This window comes from Parapedobacter sp. SGR-10 (assembly GCF_011030405.1).
In the GTDB taxonomy this organism is placed as follows: Bacteria; Bacteroidota; Bacteroidia; order Sphingobacteriales; family Sphingobacteriaceae; genus Sphingobacterium.
Genome location: NZ_JAAJTJ010000031.1, coordinates 1 through 19,163, shown reverse-complemented (window position 1 = coordinate 19,163; position 19,163 = coordinate 1). Strand labels below are relative to the sequence as shown.

Annotated in this window: 12 protein-coding genes; 6 read left to right on the top strand and 6 right to left on the bottom strand. The window is 43.5% G+C overall.

Annotated elements, in window-relative coordinates:
* Positions 1 to 15: 15 nt before the first annotated feature.
* The 4 genes from G5B00_RS16075 to proS form a co-directional block, all read right to left on the bottom strand.
* Complete coding sequence (locus G5B00_RS16075; protein WP_163877854.1) at positions 16 to 996, bottom strand: NAD(P)H-quinone oxidoreductase; 981 nt, start codon at positions 994 to 996, stop codon at positions 16 to 18.
* Complete coding sequence (locus G5B00_RS16070) at positions 993 to 3,659, bottom strand: TonB-dependent receptor (protein WP_163877851.1); 2,667 nt, start codon at positions 3,657 to 3,659, stop codon at positions 993 to 995. The genes G5B00_RS16075 and G5B00_RS16070 overlap by 4 nt, the downstream gene beginning before the upstream one ends.
* 189 nt (positions 3,660 to 3,848) lie before the next feature.
* A complete protein-coding gene (locus G5B00_RS16065) occupies positions 3,849 to 4,625 on the bottom strand; it encodes a TIGR02757 family protein (RefSeq protein ID WP_163877819.1) in 777 nt (258 codons plus the stop codon).
* A gap of 71 nt (positions 4,626 to 4,696) precedes the next feature.
* A complete protein-coding gene (proS, locus tag G5B00_RS16060) occupies positions 4,697 to 6,169 on the bottom strand; it encodes a proline--tRNA ligase (RefSeq protein WP_163877816.1) in 1,473 nt (490 codons plus the stop codon).
* 181 nt (positions 6,170 to 6,350) lie between these two features.
* Between proS and G5B00_RS16055 the strand changes: the two genes are divergently transcribed.
* The 6 genes from G5B00_RS16055 (at position 6,351) to G5B00_RS16030 (ending at position 15,525) form a co-directional block, all read left to right on the top strand.
* Complete coding sequence (locus tag G5B00_RS16055) at positions 6,351 to 7,484, top strand: hypothetical protein (protein ID WP_163877813.1); 1,134 nt, start codon at positions 6,351 to 6,353, stop codon at positions 7,482 to 7,484.
* A 79-nt stretch (positions 7,485 to 7,563) separates the two neighbouring features.
* The gene (locus G5B00_RS16050; protein ID WP_163877810.1) at positions 7,564 to 9,123 is read left to right on the top strand and encodes an OmpP1/FadL family transporter; all 1,560 of its coding nucleotides are present in this window, start codon (positions 7,564 to 7,566) and stop codon (positions 9,121 to 9,123) included.
* Positions 9,124 to 9,437: 314 nt separating this feature from the next.
* Positions 9,438 to 12,431: a protein translocase subunit SecDF gene (gene secDF, locus G5B00_RS16045; RefSeq protein ID WP_163877807.1), complete on the top strand. Its 2,994-nt coding sequence runs from the start codon at positions 9,438 to 9,440 to the stop codon at positions 12,429 to 12,431.
* 770 nt (positions 12,432 to 13,201) lie between these two features.
* Entirely contained in the window at positions 13,202 to 13,888 is a 687-nt protein-coding gene (locus G5B00_RS16040) for a redoxin domain-containing protein (RefSeq protein ID WP_163877804.1), read from the top strand.
* A complete protein-coding gene (gene gap / locus G5B00_RS16035; protein WP_205966449.1) occupies positions 13,888 to 14,892 on the top strand; it encodes a type I glyceraldehyde-3-phosphate dehydrogenase in 1,005 nt (334 codons plus the stop codon). The genes G5B00_RS16040 and gap overlap by 1 nt, the downstream gene beginning before the upstream one ends.
* 195 nt (positions 14,893 to 15,087) lie before the next feature.
* On the top strand, positions 15,088 to 15,525 hold the full coding sequence (locus G5B00_RS16030; protein ID WP_163877801.1) for a DUF6078 family protein: 438 nt from the start codon (positions 15,088 to 15,090) through the stop codon (positions 15,523 to 15,525).
* 226 nt (positions 15,526 to 15,751) lie between these two features.
* Here the strand turns inward: G5B00_RS16030 and G5B00_RS16025 are convergent, their stop codons facing one another.
* Together G5B00_RS16025 and G5B00_RS16020 are read right to left on the bottom strand one after the other, a co-directional pair.
* A complete protein-coding gene (locus G5B00_RS16025) occupies positions 15,752 to 16,846 on the bottom strand; it encodes a hypothetical protein (RefSeq protein WP_163877798.1) in 1,095 nt (364 codons plus the stop codon).
* 12 nt (positions 16,847 to 16,858) lie between these two features.
* The gene (locus G5B00_RS16020) at positions 16,859 to 17,671 is read right to left on the bottom strand and encodes an RNA polymerase sigma factor (protein WP_163877795.1); all 813 of its coding nucleotides are present in this window, start codon (positions 17,669 to 17,671) and stop codon (positions 16,859 to 16,861) included.
* Positions 17,672 to 19,163 lie beyond the last annotated feature (1,492 nt).

Below are 19,163 nucleotides of genomic sequence, written 5' to 3'. Positions count from 1 at the left end.
ACCCTATAACATAGCCTAAAGCCTAACGCCAAAACTTAACACGATCTTTCCCACATGCTGCCCAGCTTCCATATACCTGTGTGCTTCCGAAGCCTGTTCATACGGAAAAACACGATCTACACTCGTCACAAATCGTCCATTTGCGATCAAAGGGAGTACATGTTTTTCAATCGCCTGCGTCAAACGTCCTTTAAAAACCATGTCTCTAGCCCGCAGGGTACTACCGGTCAATACAAGACGTTTCTGCATGACTTTGAAAAGATTGAGCGACACCTGTCCGCCATCCACTGCATTGATATAAACCAATCTCCCTTCTTCATTGAGCAAGCAGATATTTTTATCAAAATAAGCACCTCCAATACTATCCAGAATGACATCGATTCCTTCCTGCTTCCACACCTCGGCAAAATCTGCCTCCCTATACTGCACGACATGATCTACTCCTAATGACCGGACAAAATCAACTTTTCGCCGTGAGCCCACCGTCGTGAAAACTTCGGCACCAAACAATTTTGCCAACTGTATGGCTGTGTACCCGATGCCACCGGAACCTCCGTGCACCAAGAACTTTTCCCCGGCACACAATCGCCCTCTTTCGAACACGTTATGCCATACTGTGTAAACATTTTCGGGCAGAGAAGCTGCGTGTTCAAATGAAACATTTGCCGGAATCGGCAAGCAACATCCCTCTTCTGCGACAACATATTCTGCATATCCTCCGCCACCGACCAAGGCCATTACACGATCACCAACCCGAAAAGAAGACACCGCACTCCCTATTTCGACCACATAGCCCGCAATTTCCAACCCCGGTATATCCGCAGGCACACCCTGTGGAGCCGGATAATTGCCTTTGCGCTGAAAAACATCAGGTCTATTGACACCCGCTGCTCCAACTTTGACCAACACCTGTGTTGCCCCTATCTCCGGCACAGATACCTCAACAACCTGTAGGACTTCCGGCCCTCCAAATTCAGTTATGACGACAGCTTTCATGGTTTCTTCGGATATTTTTGGATACGTAAATTCAACGACAGCATAAAATAGCGCCCAAGCCTGTTGTTTCGAGCCTCGTACACATCATTGCCTATATATTCGGAATAAATCCCCATATTTTTGTTCTGATCCAACAAGTCAAAGCCCTGAATGCGCAATAAGCCCAATTTGTTGCGTAAAAAGGTCAGCTCCACGAAACTATTGATGACCGTCTGGTTGATGTTCATAAAACTGTTGGTGTATCCCTCATTGTAACGTTGGGACATTTCCACACCGACCGACACATGGTCCGACAGATACGTTTTGGTATTCATACCCCACTGCATCGTATGAACGCTGATATTCGTCCGAAAAGGGATATCATAACGGGCATTGTTCAGGTTATAATTGGCGACAAAGCCCGTTTCAAAATAATCGTTCAACAAATATTTAAGTTGCAAAGACTGATTAAGCATCAATTGTTGGGTTATCCTTTTGCGATTGTCGATATAGGAAGGATGATTAAAATAATCCGTATTCCCCATCAGATCCAATTGTAGATCGTCCACGACAAAAGGCGTATTGAACACATAAAACCACCTCATATCGTAATATCCCCTGGCATTCCTGAAAGTCGTCTGCTGTATGGTCGAATTGGGCAAGGAGCTTTTGTCACTCACGATCTTATCCATAATCTTACTATAGGAAAAATTGGTTTCCAAATATTGTGCCCTCGACGGAATGGATTTACGAATCCGTGTCGAAAAGCGGTGCGAAAACTCAGCCTTCAATTCGGGATTTCCAATGATGATATTGCGAGAATTACTGTTGTCTACGACGGGGGCAATCTGGTTGAAATTAGGCTGATTGTTTTTGCCTCTATAATCAATTTGCCAATCCAAATCCTTCGAAATTCTATACCAAAAACTGGCCGTAGGTACGAGATTGATATTGTCATAGTCATACTTCATATTTTCCAACGACAAATTACCTTCCAACCTCAAAGGCTCCACGGCAAAGCCCACATTAAACCGTAGCACATCTTTGATCTCATGAAGATAGTTCAATCCAAATCGATGGAACTTGTAATAGTATCCGTAATCCACCGCCAGCGAATCGATATAAGAAGGATTGTCCGCATCCAGTCTATCATACACCGAACGCACCGCATCTATTCCCGTAATATCGTACAAATAGCTAAACTCAAAACGTCCAAAATCCATAAAAGGCTCTGTATAGGCCAAAGATGCACTGGCAGAATTCGTCACATTTCTTTGATGGATCAACTGATCTTGCAGATAGGTGTTCCGTTCCACGTTGCCCGACACGATTGCGATTTCTGAATAGCTTTCGTTTACATTCTCGTTTCGGTTTACATTGTTTGAACGCAGAGAGAGATTACCCACCAACTTTCGTCCTTTTTGCTTGAAAAATTTCGAATAGAATACACCTACATCCCCATTAGGACTGGTAAACTTCGAAGTATCCTGAAATTGCCCCTTATTTCTCACTTGGGCATTGGTGATCTCCGTATCCTTGTTATTGTACACCGTCTGACTGCTGAAGCTCAGGTTTCCCGTTACCCGCAGCTCATCCTGATTAGCAAATTTACCTTGGAGGTTAAATTTGAGACCGTGATTATGATCATCGGTCTCCATGATATATTCTTCCTTTCGCGATATGGTATTGCCAATATAGGAAGAAGTCAACCGTGAAAAACCATCCGTCACATTCCTCCGCTGCGTAAAGTTGTAGGACGTGTTGACCGCAAAACTCTTGCCCAATCGATCCGAAATATTGAGCCCCAGGGAGCTTACCTTGTTCAATCCATCCACCGGATCTGCATAGTCACCTATATCCAGCAGGCTGCGCTTGCGAGGGCTGTCGGCCATCCCCCCCAGATACACCATATTCGTATTCGTGTTGTTGATGGATCCAATGACCGAAATCTCACGTCCATCGTCAAATTTATTGACGCCAAAACTACCTAAATACCTTTCATTGGTCCCACCACCGACAGTGACCTGTCCAAAATAAATTTGCTTTCTATCCGGTTTGAGCGTAATGTTGATAATCTTCTCGGGCTCTCCACCCATAGTTGGGTTAGCCTTGTCATAATAATCTATCACCTGTAGGTTTTGGATAAATCCCGTCGGCAAGTTCTTCGTCGCTGTCAACAGGTTTCCACCGAAAAAATCCTTGTTGTCCACCTGTGCCCGACGAATCTGCTTCCCATTGTAGTAGACTGCCCCATCTCTGGATACATTAAAGCCGGGCAAGTTCTTGATCGCTTCTTCCAACAAAGAATTTGGACGAAATTTATACGCATCGAAATTGAACTGTATCGTATCCTGTTTCATCAGTATGGGCAATACCTTGACAACGTGCACATCCTTGATAAGAAAAGAGAGAGGTTTCATCAACACAGTAGGTACGTCGATTGTCGTATTTTCCTTGATAGCGAGCACAGATTGATAGCCGACTCTATACCCCAACATATTGAACGTGAGATACATGACACTACCTTCCACGTCTTTGAAGGTATATCGGCCATGCATATCCGTGACCTGAGAAAAAGTATCTTGATTTGTTGTCAGCCTGACACTTACGGTCGATAATGGATTACCCAAGGTATCCTGCACCAATCCGACTACCGTATTCTGGGCAAACACGGAACTGCCCATAAAAACAATGAATAGCGCATTAATTAAGCCTATTTTTAGCCTGACATCAAACACGATAGTATCGATAATGTTTAGTTGTGTTCAAGATACAAAATATTCTCATGTATAGCGAGGTATTTACTGAAAAACGTGAAAACTTGGTTTTTCTTGTACGGTGTAGGGGCAAATAATTATTTGCCCCTACATCATTTACTCCTCTCGCTCCACACCGAGGCCAAATAAGGCAAAGTCGTACTTGACAGGATCTTGGGGATCCAATAAACGTAGGTTTTGTGTCAGCTCCACAGCTGTTTTCCAATGAACCTTGTCCAAGGTAATCAAGCGGAACTTACGGGCAACACGTTCTACGTGTACATCACAGGGACAGATCAACTGTGCAGGGCTTATTTTCTTCCAAATACCAAAATCCACACCCTTGTCATCGCTGCGTACCATCCATCTGAGAAACATATTCAAACGTTTACAGGTAGACTTTTGCAGAGGAGAGCTAATATGCTTCCGTGTACGTAGAGGATAGTCGGAAAGCGAAAAAAAGTAAGATTTGAATGTATTGAGGGACTTTTCTATATCTACATCCGTCACATGCTCCTGCTCTATCAAAAAAGCTTCTTCCAGAGAGTCAAAATGTACATAATGATACTTAAAAAAAGAGATAAAATAGAGTAGATCCGTATCATTGAATGTTCGGTGTTTAAAGCCCAATAATGCTTTCAGATCTTCGTCCTGATGGTTTTTAACAAAGTCAAAGGGCGCCCCATCCATCCGATCGATCAGCTCCCTGCACTTGTTGATAATGGTCTTGCGTTGGCCCCAGGCCAAGATGGCGGCAAAGAATCCCATGATCTCTATATCCTGCCGACGTTCGAATGCATGCGGAATACAGATTGGGTCGTTCGCTATAAATCCGGGTTGGTTGTACAGCTCGACCTTACTATCTAAAAATTCTTTGAGGTTGAAGTCTGACATTTAAAAAATTGAAAGTTGAAAGTTACTTTTATTGTCCATTATCCACTCTCCATTTTCAACTTTCCACTCCTCTAATAAGCCTTCGCAAACAATACTTTTCTTTTCGAGGGTTTTCCGGTAAAGATACACGTTCCCTCCTCTTCGACCGAATCCAATGGGATACAGCGAATCGTCGCCTTGGTTTCCTCTTTTACACGTTTTTCTGTCTCGACTGTACCATCCCAGTGACAGGAGACAAACCCACCTTTATTTTCCAGCACATCCTTAAATTCCTCATAGGAGTGCACTTCTGTCGTATGCGCACTTCGGAAGCCCAAAGCCTTTTGATAGATATTCTGCTGAATCTCTTCCAGCAAACCTTCGATTCTACCGGCCAAACCTTCTTGTGCCACTGTCTCCTTACGCTGTGTATCGCGTCTGGCCAGTTCTACCGTGCCATTCTGCATATCACGGGCACCCACAGCGACCCGTACCGGCACACCTTTCAGTTCCCACTCCGCAAACTTAAATCCGGGCCGTTGTGTATCCCGGTCGTCATACTTGATGGAAATACCTTTGCCTTTCAGTTCAGCCTGTAGCTTGTCCACAAAACCATCCACATTAGCCTTCTCCTCTTCTGTCCGATATATCGGTACGATGACCACCTGTATAGGTGCCAGTTTCGGCGGGAGTACCAACCCCTGATCATCCGAATGGGCCATGATCAAGGCTCCCATCAGCCGGGTAGATACCCCCCAAGATGAGGCCCACACATATTCTTGCTTACCTTCTTTGGAGGTGAATTTAACATCGAATGCCTTAGCAAAATTTTGACCCAAAAAGTGTGAAGTCCCGGCCTGCAAAGCCTTTCCATCCTGCATCAATGCTTCGATACAGTAGGTTTCCAATGCCCCTGCAAAACGTTCGTTCTCCGTCTTGCGACCACGCACCACCGGAACAGCCAATGTATTCTCCGCAAAATCAGCATAGACCTCCAGCATCTGCTCCGTTTCGGCAATAGCTTCCTCCGCAGTCGCATGCGCCGTATGTCCTTCCTGCCACAAAAATTCAGCCGTGCGCAAAAACAGTCTGGTACGCATTTCCCACCGCACTACATTGGCCCACTGATTGACCAATATAGGCAGATCCCGATACGATTCGATCCACCCTTTGTAGGTATTCCAGATGATCGTCTCCGAAGTGGGCCTTACGATCAACTCCTCCTCCAGTTTGGCTTCTTCGTCCACCACTATCTGTCCATGACCATCATTTTTCAAGCGATAGTGCGTCACGACCGCGCATTCCGTCGCAAACCCCTCCACATGCGAGGCCTCCTTGGAGAAAAAAGACTTGGGTATAAATAAGGGGAAATACGCGTTGCTATGCCCCGTCTCCTTGAACCTTTTGTCCAGAATAGCCTGCATCCTTTCCCAAATGGCATAGCCATAGGGTTTGATAACCATACAGCCCCTAACGGCCGAATATTCAGCCAGATCGGCTTTTATAACCAAATCATTGTACCACTGTGAATAATCCTCTGCTCTACTTGTTATTCCTTTGCTCATTGCGTTAAAAACTGTATTAAATTGTGACAATGCATGTTCTGGCCTTTCCTTATCGTCCAAAACAGGGCCTCACTATAAAAAATATTCTTATTTTTGTTTGGAAAGGTTAAACCTTTCCCAAAATTCGGGTCTAAGATAGTAAATAAGACTGTATCTATATACACTTTAGAGCAAAGATATCATGAAAACGAATAAATCAATCATCGGAAGTCTGGCACTCTTGGCCGTCATCGCATTAGGCTCCTGCTCCACCAGCAGACAGGTTGCCTACAAAGATGATATGTACAATAACCAGACGGCCAACAGGCCCACGGACTATCAAAGCTCCGACTATTACTATACCGATGGTCAGCAAAATGCATCTGCCAACGCCAATAACCAGTATTATTCGGATGAATACACTGACCAGCAATATTACGAGGACAGCTATGAAGACTTGGAATACGCCAATCGTATCAACAGGTTCTATTACTCTTCTCCCGGTATGAGTTACTACGATCCCTGGTTTGATCCTTGGTATGGCTACGCCGGTTTTGGGCTAGGCTGGTCCAATTGGGGATGGGGCTCACGTTGGTCGCTAAGTTTCGGATGGGGCAGCCCTTGGTACGGATACGGATGGGGTGGGTACCCTTATTATGGCTATGGTTGGGGAGGATACCCTTACTATGGATACGGATGGGGTTACAACTCGTACTACAGTTCTTGGGGACACCCCTATTATGGATACTACGGTGGAAGATCATCATATCCTTATTCGGGCAATAGATATACTGTTAGACCAATGGGTTCATCTGTACGCTCGGAAAACAGAGGTAACTTCAACCGACGCGTCGGTTCGACGACATCCAGCAGACGTACATCGACTGTAGGCACCACACGGACGACATCTTCACGAAGTGGTATAGCCCGCGATGAAAACGGACGTATCGTCACCGGTTCTCGTGTAGGTTCTACTACACGCAATACCGGCACTAGCGGCCGCTCGACGACGACAAGGTCTACAGGTACCAGAGGCAGCACAATTGGAACACGCGGCACATCAGAACGTGTCGGCACAAGCCGCCCAACAAATACAAGGAGGACAGAATCAACACCTCCTCCTTCGACAAGAAGCACAGAAACAACCCGTTCTTCGGGGTCTTCTACAAGGCAATCCTCACCTCCTCCTTCCTCGTCAAGAGGCTCATCATCGAGTTATGGAGGCGGAAGTAGCTCTAGATCATCTGGCTCTTCCATGTCTAGTGGCGGCTCGTCCAGAGGTTCTTCAGGGAGCTCGGGTGGTAGCAGTAGGTCTTCCGGCTCATCAAGAAGATAATTTATAGCTAGTATATTCCAAGGGAGAACATATAGTGTTCTCCCTTAGTATAATCCGTTCATATATTTAAATATTATACATGAAGCTAAAATATAGTATTCCTTTTTTATGTCTGTCTGTCATCACGTATGCAGATCTACAAGCCCAAACTATTGATGATGCGTTGATCTTTTCCAGAGAAGATGTCGGTGCATCGGCCAGGATAAAAGGACTCGGCAATGCGCAGACAGCATTAGGTGGAGATATCAGTTCCATCAACGGCAACCCTGCCGGCTTAGGCTTTTTCGGGAGGTCGGATATCTCGATTACCTTCAATTATCTTCAAAACAACAATAAGGTTGGGTACTTTGGCACCAATACCACCACCAACAAAGGCAATTTTGGCGTAGATCAAGCCGGAGTGGTATTTTATCTTCCCACACGAAGCAATTCGGGCTGGCAAAACTTCAACATGGGCTTGAGCTACAACAAGACACAAAACTTCAACAATTTCCGAAGCTATGAAGGTGTCAATGACAACAGCACCATCGTCCATACTTTGACTGATATGATGAGTATGGCCGGAAATGAAACCTTTCGGAACGATTTTTACGATTCCTTTATCGTAGAAGAATACGATTATGCCGTCACAGGCAAAGAGGGTTATTTTCCGGTAGCTGTAGAGAACGACAATAAGAGCCAATACAACGAACATCGTATGCTCGGCAATCGTTCGAGAACGGCTATTTCATTTGGCGCTAACTACAACAATAAGTTTTACATTGGAGCCAGTATGGGTCTCACCTCCTTTAAGTATGAAAAAAACACGCAGTTTATCGAAAATGGATGGACCAAAACTGCTCCCGAAATAGCCCAAGATAATCCGGGTTCCGACCTCTTGGATCCGTCCAATAATAGATACCTAGAGGCCAGCTATGAAATGTTCGACAATTTCTCGCAAGTGACCGAGGGTTCTGGTGTAGATATGAAACTAGGTATGATCTTCAAACCAGCCGTAGATTGGAATGTTGGCCTGACGATCAATACCCCTACCTGGACGACGATAAAAGATGACACATACGCTTATACAGATGTCCATTTTTACGAAGACGCAAATCCCGACACTTCTCCATTCGATACGTATGAATCCAAGGAATATGAAAGTGGCATGGATTACAATATGACCACGCCGTGGAAATTTGCTGTGGGTGTCGCAAAATTCTTCAATAGAGGTTTGCTTACTGCGGATGTAGAATTTATAGACTACAGTACGATGAAGTACAGCAATGCTTCCAGTAGCTATGCATACTCTGGATTTGCGGACATCAACAGTGATATCAAAGACATCTATACCTCTGCTCTTAATTTTAGGATCGGTGGAGAGGTATTACTGAACAATGCACTAAGTGCACGTGCAGGCTTCAACTACTTTGGCAATCCTTATAAAGACGTGGACGACAAGAATCTCAGTGGTAGCTTAGGTTTGGGTGTCAAACTCAACCATTCACTTTACCTTGATATGGCCGTCAACCATCAGGTCAACTCCTACAAAGAAGCAGCCTATATAGTGGATGAGGCCTTTTGGGATCTGCCAAGTCCTGTAGCAAATATTGATCACAAGAGAACAAATTTTGCATTGACACTTGGCGCTAAGTTTTAAATCAAAAAACGAGAACTGTCCGAAAAGTATGACATTACCCTTTGATTGTCATTCCGACAGCAGGAGGAATCCAAAAACACTACTATTAATCAAGTGTTTAGACCCTTCACTACGTTCAGGATGAATTAAACGGTTTCTCTTTACTTTTCGGGCAGCCCCTTATCTCCAAGCCAAACTTTTTTAACAACAATATCGATATATTGTTTTCTTTCATCAAAATTTTTATACCTTTGCGGTTCTTGGTAAGTTATTTTTTATCAATAGGAATCAAGTAAAAAACTAAACTAGATCAACTAATAGACGAATTCAGAAAAATGCAGAGTAAAGGTCTGATTAAATTTTTGGTAGCAGTAGTGACATTAGCATGTCTCTACTCCCTATCATTCACTTTTGTAACGCGTAAAGTGGAGAGTGATGCAGCAAAGCATGCTGCCGGTGACATTGCTAAAGAAAAGGCTTATTTAGATTCTATTTCGGGCGAGGTGGTCTACAATCTCGGTGTGGCAAAGTACACGTATAGGGAATGTAAGGCTTTAGAACTCCCTTTGGGACTCGACCTAAAAGGTGGAATGAACGTTACAATGGAAATCTCGTTGGACGAACTGATCAGAAATCTAGCGAATAATCCAAAAGATGAAAAATTCAACACTGCATTGGCCAGTGCCCTCCAAAAGAGCAAATCTTCCAACAAATATGTCGTAGACTTATTTATCGATGAGTATAAGGCTTCGGGAGCTTCTACATCTTTGGCATCTTTCTTTGCAACAAAGGACAATTCGGGTTTGATCAATGCCACAAGCTCGGAAGCAGATGTCAAAAACTTCCTTTATAAGGAGGCAGACAACGCTATCCAAAACTCATATAAGGTCTTGCGCACCCGTATCGATAAATTCGGTGTCGCTTCACCAAATATACAGATACAACAGGGAACAAACCGTATTTTGATTGAGTTGCCGGGTGTCAATGACGAAGGCCGCGTTCGCAAACTATTGCAAGGGTCGGCTAAGTTGGAGTTTTTCGAAACACACAGCAACTTCGAGATATACCCTATCTTGGAGAACGTCAATCGTACCTTGGCAGGCACACTGAAACCCGAAAATACCCCCACTGTACAAAAAGATACCGTCGCTACGGATAGTACCAAAAACGACGACAATCTTTTGGCCAACTTGGGTGCCAATACCAATGCGTCAGACAGCTCTTCTGTTGTAGAAGCTAATCTTGCCGCTGAAAACCCATTGTTCAGTGTCTTGATGCCTTCTGTCTATCAAGCAGAAAATGGCCAACAGCAACTGGCTCCGGGTCCGCAGGTCGGTATCTCCCATCTGAAAGACACGGCAAAAGTAAATGCTTATCTGGCAAGACCGGAAGTCAAAAGTTTGCTTCCTGCCAACTTAAAGTTACTTTGGGCCGTCAAACCGGAAAAACGTAGTCCTGACTTCTTACCTTTGTATGCGATCCGTACCGTAGGAGGCGAATCGGGTTCTGTTTTGACAGGAGATGTCATCACGGATGCCAAGGATGATTTTGACCAACAGACCAATTCTCCCGTGGTCAGCATGTCCATGAACTCTATCGGCGCACGCGAATGGCGTAAGATCACGGCAAAGGCTGCTCCGAACAAAGAAGCTATAGCAATCGTGTTGGACGGGGTGGTCTATTCTGCCCCTAACGTGCAGACAGAGATTGCCAACGGTTCATCTTCTATCTCCGGAAACTTCGAAATTGAAGACACCAAAGATTTGGCCAATGTATTGAAGGCGGGACGTCTCCCTACTACGGCCAAGATTGTAGAGGAAGCCATTGTCGGTCCATCATTGGGACAAGCTGCTATTGATGCCGGGGTTGATTCGGCTGTTATCGGGCTTATCGTCGTCATGATCTTCATGGTGGCTTACTACAACAGAGGTGGTATAGCTGCGAATATCGCTGTGATTTTCAACGTTTTCTTCCTAATGGGGATTTTGGCATCGCTGAATGCCGTGCTGACCCTGCCGGGTATAGCGGGTATCGTGCTGACCATGGGTACGGCTGTGGATGCCAACGTACTGATATATGAACGGATTCGAGAGGAACTGCGGCTCGGCAAAGGCATCCGACAAGCTATTGCAGATGGTTACAAACATGCGATGCCGTCTATCTTGGACTCCCAGATCACGACATTCCTCGTGGGTGTGGTCTTGTTCTTCTTCGGTTCGGGTCCTATCCTGGGTTTTGCGACGACATTGATGATCGGTATCATTACGTCCCTGTTTACTTCTATCTTCATTTCCCGTCTGATCTTCGAATACATGTTGAGCAAAGACATGAAGATATCCGTATCTTTCCCTTGGTCTGAGAATACCTTGACAAATGCTAATTTCCAATTTATCAAAAAACGGAAAACATTCTACATTGCTTCGGCTGTGGCTGTTGTCATATCGTTGTTTTTCATCTTTACCAAAGGTTTTACCTTGGGTGTAGACTTCCAGGGTGGACGTACATACACCGTCAGCTATGAAAAGCCTGTCGATTTGGAAGATGTCCGCAAAAATCTGGATGCTACCTTCAACTCGACAACAGAAGTCAAGACATTCGGAAGTTCCAATCAGGTGCGTATCACGACAACTTATCATATTGATGAGACATCGGACGAAGCAGACGCAGAGGTCTTGGGCAAATTGAACGAAGGATTGTCCAAAATACAGGACAACAAATATGATATCCTTTCTTCGCAAAAGGTAGGCCCTTCTATAGCTTCGGATATCAAGGACAGAGCGACTTGGTCGGGAATCATCTCGATCTTGATCATCGCTGCCTATATTTTGATCCGCTTCCACAAATGGCAATACTCTGTCGGCGCTGCTATAGCTACGATCCACGATGCCGTCATCTTGTTGGGGCTATTCTCTATCCTGGATGGTATTGTACCGTTCTCATTGGATATAGACCAGCACTTTGTCGCGGCTATCTTGACGGTGATTGCGTACTCGGTCAATGATACGGTGGTGGTATTTGACCGCTTGCGGGAATTTTTGGGCAAGCCCAATGCACACAACAAAGATTTTGGCGAAACCGTCAACCATGCAATCAACTCGACTTTGAGCCGTACGATCATCACTTCGTTGACCATTATCTTCGTGTTGGCTGTATTGTTTGTCTTTGGCGGTGAGGTTATCAGAGGGTTCTCGTTTGCCATCCTGATCGGTATTGTCGTAGGTACGTATTCGTCAGTAGTATTGGCAGCACCTTCCGTGTACGACTTGAGAGGTGGCAAGCACATTGCGCAAGCCTCTACCCCAGCTAAAGCTAAGGTGGCTATACCGTAAAATTAGCTAGAATATATAGAAAAAGGGACAAACTTAAAAGTTTGTCCCTTTTTTCGTTTTGTGAGGATATATAAAAGGGAGGTTTTTATTAGATATTATGTTCCGCTCAATAGCCGCGGAGGCCTAGTCCTTGGAATGCACCCAAGGACCAAAGTGCTTTGTCCATTCCAAGGCAGCTTGTCGCACGATCCCAAGGCTCAATAGCCCTACAACTACAGCCCTTGGTTTTGTCTCCCTAGGGCCATTACACCCATTGCCATCGACAAAACTGAACGTAGCTAGGGGTATCCCACCGCACCGCCTTCCGTTGCCGGGCTATTCCTTCCGCTGCTAGTGGAATGGACGAAGCGCATTCTACAAAGCAATCCTTTACCTGCATATCAGCACGTTATCTGTGAGCTATAATAGAAAGTATTACCTTAAAAAACGGCCTTTCATCCTATCAAGATTAAGTCCGTGGAGCTACGGTCTCATTGGCGTACACCTAGCACAATACAAGCCTTTTCAGTCTTTGCCTAGGGGTTGCGGGTTGGAGACCTTCAAAAGGCGCTTCCGTAGTGGAGCGTACCGTATCGAAGAGAGGATGAAACAGCCTTGATTCTTTGTTTCTTTCTCATCTAAGGAGAAAGAAAAGCCGTGCGGCTTGAGCACAAAGAAAAACTGATTAAAAGAATCCTCCCTTTATTTTCCCATCTCAACTCTCCTCCCCTCTCCTAAGCAATAAAAATTATATAAATTTGCTTAGCTTTGTATACCTTAAATATTGTACAATGAATATATTACTAAACTTTACATGTCTGTGTACCTATACATTATTAGCCCTATCAAGCTGTTCCGAAAACCCTTCCAACAACAAAAATAAAGAGACCGAGCATCATCACCACGATGACCACGACCACGCCAATCATAACCATGATCATCAAGCACCTGCAACCGGCGAAGACAGTGACCACAACGATCATACCGAACAGTATCCTGTAGAAGGTTCTGGTTCAGAGCAAGCCGCTACCCCTACGATAGCCCAAGGATCCCCAAGTGCCACTATCCCTGCATTTACCTTTTACAAGGTCAAATCAGGCATCTCCTTTACACAGCAGGATATCCCAAAAGGACAACAAAAAACCGTATTCATACTCTTCGATCCAAGCTGCTCACACTGTCGCTCCGAAGCCAATGCCTTAGGAAAGAACTACGATCTGATCAAAAACATCAATCTCTTTTTCGTTTCCATGAACGACCCTGCACTGATGGCTTCTTTTTTGGAGACATTTGCCAAAGAACTGGTCAATAAACCCAACGTGCAGGTGCTATACGACAGGAACCAGGAATTTATCCAAAAATTCCATGTCCCCAAACAGTTCCCTGCCAACTATATCTACTCCAAAGAGGGCAAATTGGAAACTTTCTGGGACGGAGATAAAAATATCAAAGAAATCATAGCCGCATATACCAGATAATGAGAATCGCTATCAATGGATTTGGACGGATTGGACGCCATACACTGCGCAATCTGATAAGCAGAGATATCAAGAGTATTGATATTGTCGCTATCAATGATTTAGTTTGTGCAGCTACCTTGGCCCATTTACTCAAGTACGACTCCGTACATGGGCCTTTTCCGGGTGAAATAAACAGCGATGATGATCATCTTTATATCAATGGCCATGCTGTTCGGGTATTCAACCACAAGTCGCCTACAGAGCTACCCTGGGCACAACTTGCTATTGACGTTGTGGTCGAATCCACAGGCCTTTTCACGACTCGGGACAAAGCACAGCTCCATTTGGATGCCGGCGCCAAGCAAGTCATCATCTCCGCTCCTTCACCGGACAAAGACATCCCTACAGTAGTATTGGGTGTCAACGATACAGGTTTTGATTGGGGCTCTCCCCTTTTTTCCAATGCGTCCTGTACGACCAATAATGTAGCACCACTTGTCCAGATACTGGACGAAAACTGGCATATCCTGGACGGCTATATCACGACTGTGCATTCGATGACAGGCGACCAAAACCTACATGATGCCCCTCACCGCGACCTGCGCCGGGCACGGGCAGCATCATCCTCCATCATCCCCACAACTACTGGAGCCGCTAAGGCCATTACCAATGTCTTTCCACATCTGGAAGGCAAATTAGGTGGAGCCGGAATACGTGTACCTGTACTGAACGGTTCATTGACAGATTTCACCTGTACCTTGGCAAAATCCACAACTGTAGAGGAAATCAATGCTAAGTTTAAGGAAGCCGCTAACGGAAGCCTCAAGAACATATTGTATTATACAGAAGATCCCATTGTATCGGTCGATATCATCAACAACCCTTATTCCTGTGTATTCGATTCGTTATTAACCTCCATTGTAGGTGGATTGGTCAAAGTGGTAGGCTGGTATGACAATGAGTTCGGATACTCCAACAGGTTGGTAGATGTATTGGAAAGGCTAGCTAAAAGTAACCCATAAGACAGATAAACAGTAGCTACATAGCTTTAGGAGAGAAGATCGTCAGCCTCTATAGCGACTCGACCCTTGTAGGCTGGGATGGTCATGAAAGTATTTTAGTTCACCGGAATAAGTCAAAATAATTTCATTATAAGATATATTTTCCTTATTATTAGCCTTGCTTGCTAATTTATATTGAAAAAAACACAATATCTTATGAAACATTTTCACTATGATCTGGTACCCCCAACCTTTTTACACTGTATAACGGAAGATTGTCCCCTCCAGACAGATTGCCTGCGCCAGATTGCGTACCAACACCTACCATCACAAATAGATTCGGTACATATCGTCAACTTGCGGAAGTTAGCTTCAGTCGATAAAAATAACTGTCCTTATTTCTTTAAGGTGCAACCTGTACGTTACGCCAAAGGCTTCAAGCATGTACTCGACTCTCTTCCTCACAAGGACGTTAGAAAATTAAAGGACGAACTTATCGCCTATTTTGGTCACAGCAAGTATTATCGATGTCTGCGAAAAGAGCGATTTATCCATCCGACGGAACAGAAAGCGATGCATCGAATTTTTGAAGACAGGGGATTTCCTGATACATTGCATTTTGAGCTATATATAGATAGTTTTGTGTTTCAGTAGCGTGTAATTTTAGTTTCATCTGGGTGAAACTAAAATTTCATTAAGGTGAAACAAAAGTATCACCCTAGTGAAACTAATAGGAATATTTAGCCATTCTGCAATTCACAATTATTGTCCGGTGTTTCAATCTGAACAATGTTGTAAGGGGAAAGTATGAAAAAGTCCTGCAATGCTTTACAAGGGTGATTTAGCACGTATTTTGGAAAACGACTTGCTCAACATTTACTTACTCCACAATAACGTTTATACCGACCATATTCGCCTTATATTTAATCTTTTCGATCAGTCCATAGTAACTCCAATTACGCAACAGGAATTCATCTTCTTTAGCGACTTCTTCTTTATTGGTTTGATTGACTAATAGTAGTGTACCAGCTTCAGACTTGACACAGATATCGATCAGACGACGGCTATAGAGATGTAGTCGGCTATTGACATACCGCTTTTCCTTTTCGCTAAAATGTTCCAAACTTTTCAGCTTCTTCTTACGTCCATGGCCACCTTTGTTGAATGCCGCAGCTTTTTGTATACGGTGTCTCGCGGCCTGTATGGCCATCCTCCGGTAGAGAAACTCCTCCTTGTTGCCTATTTGAAAATTGTCCTTGTCGACAGATAGTGTAATCGGATGCTCTACGGACAGCGAGGCTTCCGCAATGATATGTTCTTTGAGGTCATGCTGCTTTTTTGGGAGTTCGAGTGCCAATAACAAGAATATTTTACCCTTCACAATTTTGATGGAACTGGTGCATATTTTGATTTGCCCCACCAAGGCTCTTTGCAATAGAACTCTTTTATCCGATCGATCTTTACCAAGGTAAGTACGGAACGGGATTTTGAAGAGTGTCAGTTTGAAATCTCGACCTTTTTCGTCATTGCTCAGCTTCACCTGATCTCCACCGAACGGAATTGGCATATCTTTCCTATAATTACGCAAAGACTTTTCACCTTTCCAATAAGCTGTTCGATCTGTACTATAGGCCTTGTTCAACGTCATGTTCATGGCTGAGATAATTTTCGAAGGCAGCTTCCCCTTAAAATACAGCGATAGTATACGATAGGTGGTATTCATTTTCGAAGAAGTGAAGATGCCATCGGGATCTTTTTTAAAGTCTGCCAGTTTTACCTTAACATCATCGCGCAGATAGATCAAATCCTTGATTTGTTCCTGTACATATTGATGTGTCATCACCATGTTGGCCCCTCGGTACACCATATCTTGCCATTCAAACAGTTGTTTGAAATATGCCGAGCGTTGCTCTTTATCGTCGCAATCCAAATAGATCTGCACTTTCCGTGTTAAAATGATGGTATCCTTTTCCATAATTTTTTCTTTTTATGCGGTTTTCTTTGCTGTTTTTATTTTGGCATGTGCCTGTACAAAAAGTTTCTTGACCGTGGATGGATTGAGCTGTAATGCTTCTGAAATTTGCTCGAAGGACAATTGTAATTCGTAGCGCATGTGAAATATTTCAGCCTGTTGCTCATCAAATTCCCCCTGTAGCACAATCTTGGTCGGTCTATTCATCAGCTCCATTTTTTGCGAACTATTGAATACAGCACGCAGGGTATCGATCGTTTTCTCTACCTGCAAGCTGACTTCGTAATCCGAAATCCCACCAAGATAATAGGCTATACGTTCGTAGTTAAAACTGTATTTTAGACAGAGTTTGATGAATAATTGCTGTTGTTGGTTAAGGCTTGGCAAAAGGTTGCCCAGTTGATCCAGACGCTGCTGTTTTTCTTCCTCTAATTTTTCCAGATAGACCAGGTCCATTTCCTCCTCTTCTTCCATTTCATAGCCGAGCAGAAATTCCTGATAATCCTCAATGGAATCTAAGCGAAGCAGACTTCGGTGAAATCTATTTCGTGTTTTATTATAGAAAGCATGAATTGCCGATCTGACTTGTGTTTTTAAGAAGGCTAGTATATGTTCAGTATCTTTAACCTGCTTGCGGAACAGCCATAACCGCAATAATGCTTCCTGAGAGATGCTTTCGGCTACACAGTCATCTTGCGTTGCACGAAATGTTCTTGCGAAAAGATAGCCGTAAAAACGCTGGTAGAAAAAATCCAATCCTCGTTCGTCTCCTTGTCGGAGCAGAGCGATATGTTTTTCTGTTCGCTGTTGTTGTAAAGTTTTGTTCATAATCAACATTTTGGTTAATTACCTACACAGATCTCGGCCGGCTCTGGCGGATTTTTTGGAAAACCGAGATCTTGTGATAGGTTTATATTAAAGCTGAATAGAATATTGATGTTATCGGTATTGAAGTATTTGATTTAATTAAATGGAGTTTAAGCAAGCGCCAACCTTTGTATATACTTTTTATTGATCTGATGCAGAAAACGAGTAAGCGGACGCCAATTGTGTACACGCTATTACAATCAAAAAAACCGACCTCCTTTTGTGTATACCTTTAAATGTTTTTCTAATGACACGGAGAGAGCCCAATTGTGTATGACTGCCATTTGTTATTACCTATCAAGAGAAAGCCCACCTATTGTACATACTTTTCACAGGATTGAGCGCGTGAGAAACTAGTTGTGTATATAAATAAAGGATTTACAGCAGCCCCAGTGGTGTATGATATCAATGAGTTTACAGCAAGGCCCACCCTTTGTATATACAAATGCATTAACCTACCGTCTGTTGCAAATAAATAGTATTTAGCGAGTGACTATTGTCCTTACGCTAGGACGTCAAAAGCAGCCTAATGAAAATTATTTTGTTGGATATTTAACAAGTGTAGGACAGCCACTTTATGCATACGTTTTAAATTTTCCTTACTCACAAGGAGCGACCTCAGTTGTGTATATGAGACAAGAACACTTATCGCAGATCTTTGTGCATAAAAGCCTCAGGTTCCTCACAGTAAGGCTCACCCTTTGCATATACCCGAGTTGTAATCTATCGCTCTATTGCAAATAAATAGTATTTAGCGAGTGACTATTGTCCTCGCTCTACGGCGTCACAAGCAGCCTCAATGTTGTTTAATTAGGGATCGTATAGATACTTTCTATACAAACATATTCACTTAAAAATTAACAGGAATGACAGGAAGCCCGCTAATGTGTTTCTTTTTTTCGAGATAACGCGAGACATTGCGTATACAGTGGTTTTGAAAAATTTATCTAAAAACTTAAGGTTGTACGAAGGATTGCAATCCTGCTTACACAAAAAGTTTATCAAGAGGATTTGCTATATTCTCAATCTTACATAGAGCCCACCTATGTGCTTCTTTTTACTATCATAGTCGATCCACAAAGTCTATGTGGTACCGTCAAGAACGTTGTATTTTTCGATAAAAGAATTTAGTGAGTGACTATTGTCCTCACTCTACGGCGTCACAAGCAGCCTCATTGTATTTATTAAATCGATGAAATTCAGTTTTGCTGTAATTACCATACACTACAAGACTCAATAAGTGATTGTGAATACTTATCATGAGATGTGATAGGAATACCCGTACATCTACCCTATAAACGAAGATTAGTGAAGTTCCAAAACTAATAAATGCCCTATCTTCAACCGCTTTGTATATCCTAATATTTTTCAGAAGTCGTTTAGAATCTGACAGAAAGCCGCCATTGTGTTTTTTTGTTAAAGCTAACGAGGAACGCTTTGAATATACTCTATA

Bases quoted from the DNA above. Each gene is read 5' to 3' on its own strand.
- G5B00_RS16075 (WP_163877854.1), bottom strand. From the start codon at position 996: ATGAAAGCTGTCGTCATAACTGAATTTGGAGGGCCGGAAGTCCTACAG.
- G5B00_RS16070 (WP_163877851.1), bottom strand. From the start codon at position 3,659: ATGGGCAGTTCCGTGTTTGCCCAGAATACGGTAGTCGGATTGGTGCAG.
- G5B00_RS16065 (WP_163877819.1), bottom strand. From the start codon at position 4,625: ATGTCAGACTTCAACCTCAAAGAATTTTTAGATAGTAAGGTCGAGCTG.
- proS (WP_163877816.1), bottom strand. From the start codon at position 6,169: ATGAGCAAAGGAATAACAAGTAGAGCAGAGGATTATTCACAGTGGTAC.
- G5B00_RS16055 (WP_163877813.1), top strand. From the start codon at position 6,351: ATGAAAACGAATAAATCAATCATCGGAAGTCTGGCACTCTTGGCCGTC.
- G5B00_RS16050 (WP_163877810.1), top strand. From the start codon at position 7,564: ATGAAGCTAAAATATAGTATTCCTTTTTTATGTCTGTCTGTCATCACG.
- secDF (WP_163877807.1), top strand. From the start codon at position 9,438: ATGCAGAGTAAAGGTCTGATTAAATTTTTGGTAGCAGTAGTGACATTA.
- G5B00_RS16040 (WP_163877804.1), top strand. From the start codon at position 13,202: ATGAATATATTACTAAACTTTACATGTCTGTGTACCTATACATTATTA.
- gap (WP_205966449.1), top strand. From the start codon at position 13,888: ATGAGAATCGCTATCAATGGATTTGGACGGATTGGACGCCATACACTG.
- G5B00_RS16030 (WP_163877801.1), top strand. From the start codon at position 15,088: ATGAAACATTTTCACTATGATCTGGTACCCCCAACCTTTTTACACTGT.
- G5B00_RS16025 (WP_163877798.1), bottom strand. From the start codon at position 16,846: ATGGAAAAGGATACCATCATTTTAACACGGAAAGTGCAGATCTATTTG.
- G5B00_RS16020 (WP_163877795.1), bottom strand. From the start codon at position 17,671: ATGAACAAAACTTTACAACAACAGCGAACAGAAAAACATATCGCTCTG.